The organism is Poseidonibacter parvus (assembly GCF_001956695.1).
In the GTDB taxonomy this organism is placed as follows: domain Bacteria; phylum Campylobacterota; class Campylobacteria; order Campylobacterales; family Arcobacteraceae; genus Poseidonibacter; species Poseidonibacter parvus.
This window is the reverse complement of sequence record NZ_CP019070.1, coordinates 988,704-1,001,415: the sequence shown is the minus strand read 5'-3', so window position 1 is coordinate 1,001,415 and position 12,712 is coordinate 988,704. Positions and strand designations below refer to the sequence as shown.

Here is a 12,712-nt window from a genome sequence, read left to right as displayed (position 1 = left end):
ACATTAATTGTGATATTTTTATTTAAAACATCCCATATCCCAACACTTTTCCCTAGTCTCTAAAATATTAAAATGTACTAAGTCTAAATAAAATTTAAAAGATAAAATTGCTACTCTAAAATTCTATTAAAATGAGATAATTTAAAAAACTTCAAATGAACGTAAAGTATCTTTAACAGCTAAATTCGGGGTTAGCCAAATACTTTTAGAATTAGTGTTGAACTCCAAAGTTAAAGGAAAAATACTAACACTTATAACTAGTAGAAGTATACTATTATTAAAAAGTAAAGTTACTATAACACATTTAGCAATAGTAATTGCATATTCAGGAACTCAATAGAGGATATTTAATTGTATAGTATATTTCATACGCATTATATTGCACATAAATCTTTATACAATTTTAATGTTTACTTACCAATAATTATCAAAGTAAAAAGAAAATAAATGTCAAGAAAGAAGAAATATGAATGATAAAGACAAAATCAAATTTCAAGTAGATTTACTATTTACAAAATACGGAAAACTAACTTTAGAACCAAAGGAAGTTTCAGAAGTTTTAGGTCTTACAGAAAAAGCTCTTGAAAATGCAAGAAACAATGGAACTGGATTGCCCTTTACTAGACTTAATGGAAAGCAAAGGAGTAAACCACTTTATAGTATAGTTACTATTGCAGAGCAAATAATCAATAAACAAGTAAAAGTGCTGGATATTTAGAACTGTAAACCAAAAACATTTACAGATCCATTGTCAGAACTTAACTTTGCATATCTTATTGTTTGACTTATATCTTCATGATTCATTAATTTCATTATAGTATAAAGTGGTGTCCCATCTATTGCGAGGTGAGAAGCAAATGTGTGTCTGAAAGTGTGTATCACTGCTCTGTTTTGTGAATCATTTGAAGTTAATCCTTTATTAAAAAGTTTATCAAGTATTGGCTTTAGATGATAGTTAATAGTTGGCTGTTTATAAACTTCTTTAGTACCTGATACAATATAGTCATTTATTTTTAAGTCATTACACCTCTTTAATAAAAAGTCTTCGTATTTAGGATGAATATATCCTGTATATGTTTTACCTGTTTTATGGTTTTTAATCAGTATGGTTTTTTGCTTGAAATTTAGATCTTGTTTTTTTATTGTTGTTACAGAACCAAGTCTAGCGCCAGTTGAAAAGCTTAACATTAAAAAACTTAATATTTTTACTTTCACATCTGTATGCTGAAACTTTCTATCAAACTCTTTTACAACTTCTTCAAATAGAACCTTTATTTCATCAAGCTCTAAATATCTTTCTCTTTTATTATCAACTTTCAATCTCTTTAATGACTTGCTACTAGCTGGGTTTATTAGGTTTAAACTTTTTTCATTAATAATATAATTAAAAACAGATCTAATTAAATCAAAGAAGTGATTTATAGTTGCTTGGGCATATGGTTTTTTAGTTCTATCATTTACCTTACTTAAAAAAACTTTTTTTAGATTTGATATTACTCTTTTATCTATTCTGGCTAAAGGCATATGCCCTATTTCGTCTTTTATATGCTTGTTATATCTTTTCAAATTAGTATAGTAATCTTTTTGATTATATTTTGAGTATTCATAGTATAAGTTAAAAGATTCATCAAAAGTCAAATTCTTATCAATACTAGCAAATGGAGCATCATCTTTTAATCTATCAACAGAAACTTCTTTTGCTCTTAATTTAGAAGCATATGCAGCTGTTATTCCCTCTGCACTAGTTCCAATCTTTTTAAGTTGCTGTTTACCTTTAATCTTGTACTTAATGTAAAATGTTTTAGTTTTATTTTGGTTCTCTCGATAATACACGCCAGTGTATTTTGTTTTTATCATCAGAAGTGCCCTTATTTTTTATACCCTATTTATACCCTAAAATAGATTTTATATAGTTTTAACGGAGTTAAAAGGGGTTAATAGATGAACACTTAAAAAACTTGTATATGCTACTTAATAGGACTTGTAGCCTTAAAATAGGCTATGTAGATTTTATAGTAGAAAAGTCATTGTGGGGATGATGAATACACAAGATTAATTAAAAAAAGCAAGTTTAAAACTTGCTTTTTTAACATGATTTAATTTTTACTAGTATTAATACCTGGGTTTTCAGGAGTACCTATATAATCACTTGGTAAAGATGTTGTTTTTAAGTAAGCAAAAAAAGCTCCTATTATTAAAATCAGAATTACTACTAATCTAACAATATTTCTTTTTTCTGGTGATTCTTTTCCATTATAATCTTCAATTTTATCGTTTGTTGGTTCATTATTAAAATTACTCATTTTTTATCCTTTCTTTTTTAAGTATATATTACTAAAACTTAATATACTATTATAATATCATCTTATATTAATGATACCATTAATTGATTAACAGTTATCGCTATTTCTTTAATATCTTTGTTTTCTTTTGCCATAAAATTATCTAAATGCTCTCTTACTTTATAAAAAATTGCTTTTTCATTTGATATAAAGTTTGAAAAAGCATCTTGTGGTTCTTCATCAACTCTTTGAAACTCTAGTATTTTTTTTGTGTAGTGAACTACAATAAACTCAATAAATTGTAATACTTGACCTCGAAGTGTCATATCACTTGCACTTGTAATTTTCACTTTATTTAATTCTATTATAATTTCAAGAATATTAAACTCATGAATTAATGAATAGAACAATACTATTACATCTTTAAAAGAGTGATGAGTATCTTGTTTAATAACAATTGCAGCAATTGCAAATCGTAAGTAATCAATTACAGTAAAAAACTGATTAAACTGCTCATCACCTTTAATTAAAACTTTAGTATCTTCTCTATGTACCTGTGATAACAATGTAAATAATTCATCTTTATAATCTAAAATATGCACAGAATCTAATTCATTCTTTTTAAGATATTTTACCATCCATCTTGTACTTGCATATAATATATATTCTAGTTTATTAACAAGATTATATTGCTCTTCTATATCCATAATATAGTCTTGAGAATATATTTTTTTTCTAATATCATATGTTCCAAATAATTGTTTTGCAACTAAATAAGATTTTATTTTTAATAAATATCTCTCTTTTCCTAATTTCTTATAATCAGAAATAAATGTAACACCTTGATGATTAATTATAATATCAGCAATCATTGTTGCAATAATTTCTCTTTTTAGTGGATGGTTTAATATTTCATGCTCATAAGCTCCAACAAAAGATTTTGGAAAATATTTATATAAGTATTGTAAGGCAAAAGCTTCATCAATAAGTTTTGATTCTATTAATATTTTTTTTACAAATATTTTACTATATGAAATTAATGAACCTAAAACTGGTCGTACAATTGAACCATTTATATCTATTATCTCATTTATACTTTCATTTTTGGGAATATAAAAATCTCTTCTATTAAATGCTTCAATATTTTCTTCTAGAATTTCAATTGAACGTATATAATCATTTAAATATTTTCTTGAAAATCTTTCATCAATAGAAACAATAAAAGCTTGGTCATAATTATTTTGTAAAACCATTTGAACAACTTGCTCTTTTAGGGAATCAAGTGTTTCTTCTGATTGTTTTTGATTTAAAATACCTTGTTCTTGAATACTTTTTAGTAATATTTTTAAGTTTACTTCGTGATCTGATGTATTTACTCCTGCTGAATTATCAATTGCATCAAGATTAATTCGTCCTCCATTTAAAGCATATTCTATTCTTGATTTTTGAGTAAAACCTAAGTTCCCACCCTCACAAACAATTTTTGCTTTTAATTCATTTGCATCAACCCTCACTGCTTCATTTTGCTTATCACCAATATCAAGATTATTTTCATCACTTGCTTTTACATAAGTTCCAACCCCACCATTAAATAGCATATCAACATCTAATGTTAGTAATCTTTTACATAATTCTTCACCTGATATTACATCAATATCTATTCCTAAAAGTTTTTTAATCTCAGCACTCACGGGTATTTGTTTATCACTTCTTGCAAATACTCCACCGCCTTTTGAAATAAGAGATTTATCATAACTTTTCCAGCCACCACTGTTAGACTCAAATAATCTTTTTCTTTCAATAAACGATTTTTTTATATCTGGATTTGGATCTATAAATATATCTTTATGAGAAATTGCACCTAATAATTTAAATGTTTTTGATTCAATCATTCCATTACCAAAAACGTCTCCACTCATAGAGCCAATTCCAATTATTGATATTTCATCTTTATAAATATCAACGCCCTCTTCTATAAAAAACCTCTTTGAAGACATAATTGCACCACGAGCAGTAATACCTAAATCTTTATGACCAAAACCATTAGAACCTCCACTTGCAAAGGCATCCCCTAACCAGTAATTACGTTTTATTGCGATTGAGTTTGCAACATCACTCATTGCAGCAGTTCCTTTATCAGCAGCAACTACAAAATATGCATCATCTTCATCATAACAAACTACTTTATCATTTTTTACAATTTTTCCATCAATCATATTATCAACTAAATCTAAATTTGCATTTATAAATAATGAATAAATTTCTTTAAAATATTCTTTTGTAATATCGGCTTGATTTTTGTTAATTACAAAACCACCTTTTGATCCATCAGGAATAATAATAGAGTTTTTACCTTCTTGTGTAATCATTAAAGACTTTACTTCTTGTCTATAATCATCATGTCTATCAGACCATCTTAAACCACCTCTTGAAACCTTTGACATTCTTAAATGAACACCATAAAAATCTCTATGGAAAATAAAGTTTTCAATATTTGGTTGTAGGCCTTTTAAATCTTTAGCAAACTCTTTTGTATTTATTTTAAAAGAGATTGTTTCTTGATTTAAAAAGTAGTTTGTTCTTAAAAGTGATTTTAAAAATAACAGTGTTATATTTAAAATTTTATCATCAATGATTTGAGGAATATTTTTAATCTCTTCTTTTATACTATTTTCAATTGCTTCTAATTTAGCACTTCTATCTTCAATATTTGGTTCAAATTTTGTAATAAAATATTTTACAAAAATAGAAGCTAAGATATGATTTGTTGTAAGAGTTTTTAGTATTGTTGCTGAATTTATTGTTAAAACTGCTTGATCTATATATTCTATAAAAGCACGTATTAGCATTATTTTTCGTAAATCTAGGTTTTCTTTATAAACTAAACTATAAGCTTTTGAGTGTTTAACACTACAATCTTTTAAAGAATAAGAAATTATTGCTTCAATATTTTCTTTTGCTTCTTCAATTTTTTCAAAATTTTCTACATTTAGATTAAACCTTGAAATATAAATAAGTTCTTTTTCATTTGCTACATTATATGTAACTTCATCAATAATCTCAAAACCAATATTATGTAGTAATGGTGTTATATGAGATAAAAAAAGTTGTTCTTTTGAGAATATTTTTATATATTTAGTTTTTTTATTTTCTAATATTTTAGTAACTATTTTTTCTTTTAATACTTGTTCAAAAAGTTTATCATCAACTGCTAAATCATCAGGTGTTAATAACTGAGAACAAATAGCTTGAATATCTGATGTTGACATAATATAATCCTTATATAGTTTTATATTAAAATCTTACTCTTTAAAAGTTAAATCTTTGTTAAAAGATAAAAAATATCTTTTAACTTCTTTATTTTTTCATACTATGCAGTAACTTTAAAATTAATTGCATTTAAAAGCTTTATTAAGTCTTTTGATTTAACTTCAATATCTAAACCTCTTTTTCCACCACTTATAAATATTGTTTCAAATTCTTGTGAACTTGTATCTAAAACAGTTTTAAGTCTTTTTTTCTGTCCTAAAGGAGAAATTCCCCCAAGTAAATAACCCGTAACCTTTTGGGCTTCATCTTTATTTGCCATAATAGCTTTTTTTACACCAAAAGCATTAGCAACATCTTTCAGACTTAATTGATTTGCAACAGGAATTACGCAAACTGCCAATTGCTTTGGACTTAATTCTACTAATAGTGTTTTATATACTTGTTTTGCATTAAGTCCCAATTTTTCTACTGCTTCATTTCCAAAATCTGTACAAAGTGGGTCATGTTCATATTTATGTATTTTAAAATCACATTTATTTTTTTTAAGTAAATTAATTGCTGGTGTCATTTAACTCAAACTCCTTCTTTATTTTTTCTTCACCATTTATTAAAATTGAAATATAGTGCTTTCCAATATAATGTTTTCTTGTAGTCATATTATTAAAGCTTTGTTTTTTTGTAAATTTTTTAGATTTAGATTTAATTTCATTTTGGCTTATCATAAAAATCTTTTTATTATGTTTTTTGTTCACTTTTAAATAATCAATAATATATTCAACTCTTATATTTCCAATTTTTTCATCGCTTTTTAATTCAAAAGAGAAATTTAGATTTTCATTAATATTTACAGAATTATCACAAGTAAAATCTTTAATTTTTATATGTGAAGATTTGTCAAAATTAAAAAGTTTTAATATCTCTTTATCCCCATTTTTAAGTAAGGTTCTACTTGCATGTTTACAAATCCAATCTAGTTCTTTTGTTTTTTCTAGATTATTTTTAACAAACTTGATTACTAAAGATGGATTATCTTTTAAAATATCATTTAAATTATTTGCGACAGATTTTTGAACATATACACTTTTATCATTTTTAAGTATTTCAATAATTTCTAAAACTTTTGCAGGATTTTTCTTAAAAATGCTCAATGAAACTGCCCAAGGAAGTCTTGGACGACAGCCCTCACAAGCTAGTCTTCTAATATGTTCATTTTCATTTTTTGCCCATATTTTTAATTCCTTCATAGTTTTATCTTCATATTTTAAAATAAACTGTCTTATAGCAAATTCACTACTTGAATCAATTGTAAAGACTTTTAAAGCTTTTATAGAATTATCAAAATCTTCAAGTCCATAAACTTCTACAAAATCTTGAAAAAACATAGCCTCAAAAGATGAAAAGCTTTTTGAAACTTCTTTTAAAATATCAAGTTGTTTTTCATAAGTAAAAATTAAAGTATCATTTAACTTATTTGCAATCTGCCTCATTCTTTGTTTTAATTCTAAATCATCCCAAGTAGAATCAAAAATTGATTTTATAAACTTATTTACATCAAAACTTTTTTCAATTTCATTGATTTTTATTGCAAGGTTTGTAATATATTCTTTTGTATATACATATTTTAATTGTGTTGCCATTAGAAGTTCTTTTTTTAATATTTGAAATCATTTTACTCAAAATTTTTTAAATAAATCAAAATTAACATTTTTATTGACTTTTTTATCATATAATTTATTCATATTATTAAATAGGAAAATTAATGTCATACAGAACATTAGAAGAAGAAATAGAAATTTTAGAACAAGGCTTACCACCTGCTCAAAATGATGGTTTTATAGGAGGAAGATTAAATCCCAAAGAAGCTTCTTTAGTTTTAATACCAGTTCCTTGGGAAGCTACAGTGTCATATGGACAAGGTACAGCAAAAGCTCCTGATGCTATTAAACTTTCAAGTCATCAACTTGATGTAGAAAACTACCATTATATTAAACCTTATACTGCTGGTATTGCTATGCTTGAAACTGATAAGGATTTATTAGAGTTAAGCAATAAAGCTAGAAAAAAAGCTATTAAAGTAATAGATGCCATAGAAAAAGGTAATGAAGATAAAAAAGCACTCAAATTTGTAAATGAGGCATCAGATATTTTAAATACTTCTGTTTATAAAAAAGCAATCAAACAAATCAAAAAAGGTAAATCTGTTGGCGTTGTAGGTGGTGATCACTCTTCACCACTTGGTCTTATAAAAGCTTTAAATGATACACAAGATGAAGATTTTGGAATACTTCATGTCGATGCTCATCATGACTTACGATGTGCTTATGAAGGCTTTACCTATTCTCATGCTTCTATTTTTTATAATGCAATGAATGAATGTAAAAAAATCTCAAAACTTGTTCAATTTGGAATTAGAGATTATTCAAGTGAAGAAGCAAATAGATTAAAAGATTATGGAAATAAAGGTTCTTGTTTATATGACTCACAAATGAAAGAAGAATTAGCAAATGGAAAATCTTTAAAAGAAGTTTTTACTCCATATATTGAACAGCTTCCAAATAATGTTTACTTATCAATTGATATTGATGGTCTAGAACCAATTAACTGCCCAAATACAGGTACACCAGTTCCTAGTGGTCTTAGTTTTTCACAACTTGAGTATCTAATATTTTTAATAGTCAAAAGTGGAAGAAATATTATTGGTTTTGATTTATGTGAGGTTGGAACTAGTAAAAATGGATGGGATGAAAATGTAGGTGCTAGAATTTTATATCAACTTTGTGGAGCACTTTTAGCTTCTAATGAGAAAATAGAATATAAATAATCTATTTTCTCTTATTTTAAAATTTTGTAACATCTTACAAAAAACTTGTCTTCCATCAATTCCCTATTAAAAGCACCAGAAAGAAAGTTTATAACAAAAGCTTCGCCACTTGTAGCATGTCCAAAAGTTTTACTTGTCCAGTAATTATCAGAAACAAAATATTTAAATTTTTTTGATAAAGTAGGATTATAAACTTTTGTATCAACAAGTGAAAATAAAGGCATAAAACCTGGTACTTTCCAATTCTTATGCCCATCTAGCTCTAAATTTTTACAATAATCATTAGCTTGTTTAAAAGTTCTTTTTATACTCTTAGCTTCCTTTGTGTCTTCCCATAATAAATTTGTATTTGTATCTTTTATAATAGATTCACTTTCATTAAACATTTGAGCATTACAACAGTAAGTTAAAATAAAGAATAAAATAAATAAAGAGTATTTTTTCATAAATTAGCCTTATAATATAAATTATCAGTGATTATAACTTACTTACTTCAAAATAATATTGATTACAATCAAATATTAATCAATCAAGGTTTTTTTCTACAAAATTCCAATTAACAAGTTTCCAAAAATTTTCTAAATAAGCAGGTCTTGCATTTCTTACATCTATATAATAAGCATGTTCCCAAACATCACATACTAATAGTGGTTTTAAATCACTTTGAATTGGTGTTTGTGCATTTGAAGTTGTAATTATTTTTAAGTTTTTATTTTCATCTTGAACCAACCAAGCCCAACCTGAACCAAATTGTCCTATTGCTTTTGCCGTAAATTCTTTTTTAAATTCTTCAACACTTCCAAAAGCTTTAACTAACTCATCTTCAAGATTTGAAGGAATATTTGTTTGATTAGGAGTTAAACCATTCCAGAAAAAATCATGGTTAGAAACTTGTGCTGCGTTATTAAAAACCCCACCTTCTGAAGTTTTTATTATTTCATTTAATGATAAATTTTCATATTTAGTATTTTCAATTAATTCATTTAATTTATTAACATAAGTTTGGTGGTGTTTTCCATAGTGAAACTCTAAAGTTTCTTTTGACATTAATGGTTCTAATGCATCTGAAGTATAAGGTAAAGTCATTAATACATGTTTCATTTTTTATCCTTTTTGTTTAAATTAATATAAGCATTAATATTACTATAAACTAAATAAATATAGAACTTTTATTTAATTCTTTATTTTTTGATTTACGATTATTGTGTAAATCATCTTTCATAAGTGTTTTAAAATTCTCTAAAGTTAAAGGTGGTAATTCTCCATCTGCATATTTTAATAAAACATCATTCATTTCAATTCTTTCGTTTCCGGCAAAATAAACTTTTATTCCCATTTCTAAAAGTACAGAAAATGGATTATCACCCATATGAGAAGTTATAAGGATATCTACATTCATACTTTTTAACCATGTCGCAACTGCTCTTCCACCTGCATGCTCATTTCTTATAATTTCTATTTTATCATTTGAGATTAAAGCAAAATATTTAGCTTTCCCGAACATTGTTGACACTGCTGTATTTTCTTTATTTGTTTTTACTGGTATTGCAATCATTTTATTTCCTTTGTTGCGTTTATTATTGAGATTTTATATCCTAGATATATAACCACGGGCCAAAGACTTAACCAAATTAATTCACTTAAATATTCCATATTTTTAACCTTTTTAATAATTATGAGAATCAGGAGATTGAATTTCTTCTTTTGTAATTTTTACTTTATCCATGCTATACCAAGCGTAAGTAATATAAGCTAATACAAAAGGTACCATCAATGATACATAAGACATTGTTATCAAAGTATAATGACTTCCTGAACTATTTACTATTGTAAGACTACTTTGTAAGTCAACTGTTGAAGGATAATAAGCTGTGTTGTTTAATCCAACATTTAATAAAACAGCCATTACAGTAAGAACTATTCCAATTCCACCTGTCTTAATACAACAAGTTTTTCTAAAAATAACTGTAACAAATACAGCAATAATTACCATTGCTACACCTATTAAAAACATAACTAAAACAATTGGCATATCAATAAAATTTTGAAAATATTTAAATCTTTCTATAGACACAAAACCTTCACTATCAACTGCATATCCATCTTTTATAAGAATCCAAGTCATAAAACTTAAAAACGAGAGTAAAAAGAAAATCATATTTGTTTTAATAGATAAAACAGCTCTTTGTCTTATTTCATGGTGATCAATATTATTAATAAAATATAAAGCTCCACTTATTTTTGCTAAATATACAAGCGCAAAGCCTAGTAAATAATTATATGGATTAAGTAGTGATTCTAAACCTCTTAGTGGGTTTTGCCAATCTACAAAATTGTTTGAATCAACTATAAACTCACTCCCACTAAAAAATGTACTAATAGCAACTCCTAATAAAAAAGTTCCAATATTTCCATTGATTTTTAAAAACATTTCATATGTTTTTTGTCCTAGAAAATTATTAGGTTTTGTTCTAAATTCATAACTTACAGCTTGAATAATAAAACAAAATAAAATAGCTAACCATACCCAATAAGCTCCACCAAAACTAGTTGCATAAAATAGTGGAAAAGCTGCAAATAAAGCACCACCAAACAGAACTAAAGTTGTAAAACCTAATTCCCATTTTCTTCCAATACTATTAATTAACATAGTTTTTTCTATTTCACTATCACTTAATTTATCCATTAAAGTTTGTCCACCTTGTACAAACATAATAAACACAAAAAGACCACCTAATAAAGATATTATCATCCACCAATATTGTTGAAGTGTTAAAAGTTCTAATGTTCCAAAACCCATTTAATGCTCCTTACTTTCAGATCCAAGACCTATTTGTTTAGTCATTATTTTCACTTCTGCAATTAGTAATACTGTAAATAAAGTTGCAAAAATAAAGAAACTTATCATTACATTTGTTGTAGCTATTTTAGTAGCAGCAATTCCAACTGGCATTAAATCTTGAATAGCCCAAGGTTGTCTTCCAACTTCTGCAACAACCCATCCAGCTTCACTTGCGATATAACCTAAAGGAATGCTCCATAAAGCTGCTTTTAAAAGTAATGGGTATTTCAAAATATCTCTTTTTGTTGCAAAAAATAATACCATTGTAAAAAGTAGTGTAAACCAAGAACCAAGTGCAACCATAATATGAAAAGAATAAAAACTAATAGCAACAGGAGGAACTACATCTTCTACTTTTTTAATATGTCCATAACCAAAATACTTCATATTTTCATCAAGAACTGCTTTTGATTGAAGTAATTGATCTTCATTTTTTGCTTTCTTAGCTTCTTTATAATTTTCTAAAGCTTGAACTGCAAGTTTTCCTTTTTGCATTTTCTCTTGTGTACTGATAATTCCTTGTTCTACATTTCCATAAACTAAATCTTTAATTCCAGGGACAAAAGCATGTATATCGTGATACCCTAGAAGTGAAAGTGCATAAGGAGCTGTTACTTCTAAAAGAAAAGGTTCTTCATCATTTGAAATTGTTTTTTTAGGATTTAATATTCCCATAGCCACAATTCCTGCATCTGTTGTTCCTTCATATAATCCTTCCATTGCTGCAAGTTTCATAGGTTGTTTAAGTGCAACTTGATGAGCTGACTCATCTCCACTTAAAATTAAAAAAAGCGAAGTAATAAGTCCAAAAGTAGAACCTATAATAATAGATCTTTTAGCAAATAAAATATCTCTCTTCTTTAATAAATACCATGAACTAATACCAATTACAAATAAAGAAGCTAATACATAACCACTAGCAATTGTATGCAAAAACTTACTAACTGCAACAGGTGAGAATAAAACATCCCAAAAGTTATTCATTTCATTTCTTACAGTATCTGGATTAAAAGTCATTCCAACAGGATATTGCATCCATCCATTTGCAACTAAAATCCAAAGTGCTGATAAGTTTGAACCAACAGCTACTAGCCAAGTTGATAGAAGATGAAAACCTTTACTTACTTTATCCCATCCAAAAAACATAACAGCAAAAAAAGTACTTTCCATAAAAAATGCTAAAATACCTTCAACCGCTAAAGGTGCACCAAAAATATCACCTACAAACCAAGAGTAATTTGCCCAGTTTGTACCAAACTCAAACTCCATTATAATTCCTGTTGCAACTCCAATAGCAAAATTTATTGCAAATAAACCCATCCAAAATTTTGTTGTTTTTTTCCAAAATTCATCATTTGTTTTTACATAAATACTTTCCATAATAGCTACAATAAAACCAAGCCCCAATGTCAATGGAACGAATATCCAATGATACATTGCAGTAAGTGCAAACTGTGCTCTTGACCAATCAACTAAATGTTCTTCCATTTTATTATC

General features: G+C 26.6%; 12 protein-coding genes. 2 read left to right on the top strand and 10 right to left on the bottom strand.

The features are described 5' to 3' along the window. Positions 1 to 466: 466 nt before the first annotated feature. Positions 467 to 718 carry a hypothetical protein gene (locus tag LPB137_RS04945; protein WP_076085190.1) on the top strand — a complete coding sequence of 84 codons (252 nt, stop codon included), beginning with the start codon at positions 467 to 469 and terminating at the stop codon, positions 716 to 718. On the opposite strand, the gene LPB137_RS04940 is transcribed toward LPB137_RS04945, so the two are convergent. The 5 genes from LPB137_RS04940 to LPB137_RS04920 form a co-directional block, all read right to left on the bottom strand. Beyond that, positions 715 to 1,857, bottom strand: coding sequence for a tyrosine-type recombinase/integrase (locus tag LPB137_RS04940; RefSeq protein WP_076085187.1), 1,143 nt, complete (start codon positions 1,855 to 1,857; stop codon positions 715 to 717). The two genes, LPB137_RS04945 and LPB137_RS04940, sit on opposite strands and share 4 nt — an antisense overlap. Positions 1,858 to 2,096: 239 nt before the next feature. After that, positions 2,097 to 2,303, bottom strand: coding sequence for a hypothetical protein (locus tag LPB137_RS04935; RefSeq protein WP_076085184.1), 207 nt, complete (start codon positions 2,301 to 2,303; stop codon positions 2,097 to 2,099). A 62-nt stretch (positions 2,304 to 2,365) separates the two neighbouring features. Further along, positions 2,366 to 5,551: an NAD-glutamate dehydrogenase domain-containing protein gene (locus LPB137_RS04930; protein ID WP_076085181.1), complete on the bottom strand. Its 3,186-nt coding sequence runs from the start codon at positions 5,549 to 5,551 to the stop codon at positions 2,366 to 2,368. A gap of 101 nt (positions 5,552 to 5,652) precedes the next feature. Further along, positions 5,653 to 6,120: a Cys-tRNA(Pro) deacylase gene (gene ybaK / locus LPB137_RS04925; RefSeq protein WP_076085178.1), complete on the bottom strand. Its 468-nt coding sequence runs from the start codon at positions 6,118 to 6,120 to the stop codon at positions 5,653 to 5,655. Next, a complete protein-coding gene (locus tag LPB137_RS04920; RefSeq protein WP_076085175.1) occupies positions 6,104 to 7,189 on the bottom strand; it encodes a DNA alkylation repair protein in 1,086 nt (361 codons plus the stop codon). The genes ybaK and LPB137_RS04920 overlap by 17 nt, the downstream gene beginning before the upstream one ends. Before the next feature lie 122 nt (positions 7,190 to 7,311). Between LPB137_RS04920 and LPB137_RS04915 the strand changes: the two genes are divergently transcribed. Further along, positions 7,312 to 8,373 carry an agmatinase family protein gene (locus LPB137_RS04915; RefSeq protein ID WP_076085172.1) on the top strand — a complete coding sequence of 354 codons (1,062 nt, stop codon included), beginning with the start codon at positions 7,312 to 7,314 and terminating at the stop codon, positions 8,371 to 8,373. A gap of 11 nt (positions 8,374 to 8,384) precedes the next feature. Here the strand turns inward: LPB137_RS04915 and LPB137_RS04910 are convergent, their stop codons facing one another. The 5 genes from LPB137_RS04910 to LPB137_RS04890 form a co-directional block, all read right to left on the bottom strand. Further along, positions 8,385 to 8,819: an Lcl C-terminal domain-containing protein gene (locus LPB137_RS04910; protein WP_076085169.1), complete on the bottom strand. Its 435-nt coding sequence runs from the start codon at positions 8,817 to 8,819 to the stop codon at positions 8,385 to 8,387. A gap of 79 nt (positions 8,820 to 8,898) precedes the next feature. Further along, the gene (locus LPB137_RS04905) at positions 8,899 to 9,474 is read right to left on the bottom strand and encodes a superoxide dismutase (protein ID WP_076085166.1); all 576 of its coding nucleotides are present in this window, start codon (positions 9,472 to 9,474) and stop codon (positions 8,899 to 8,901) included. Positions 9,475 to 9,523: 49 nt separating this feature from the next. Then, a complete protein-coding gene (locus tag LPB137_RS04900) occupies positions 9,524 to 9,928 on the bottom strand; it encodes a NifB/NifX family molybdenum-iron cluster-binding protein (RefSeq protein WP_076085162.1) in 405 nt (134 codons plus the stop codon). Positions 9,929 to 10,039: 111 nt separating this feature from the next. Further along, positions 10,040 to 11,173 (bottom strand): cytochrome d ubiquinol oxidase subunit II, encoded by a 1,134-nt coding sequence (gene cydB / locus LPB137_RS04895; protein ID WP_076085159.1) that lies wholly within the window; start codon positions 11,171 to 11,173, stop codon positions 10,040 to 10,042. Continuing rightward, positions 11,174 to 12,703, bottom strand: coding sequence for a cytochrome ubiquinol oxidase subunit I (locus tag LPB137_RS04890; RefSeq protein WP_076085156.1), 1,530 nt, complete (start codon positions 12,701 to 12,703; stop codon positions 11,174 to 11,176). Positions 12,704 to 12,712 lie beyond the last annotated feature (9 nt).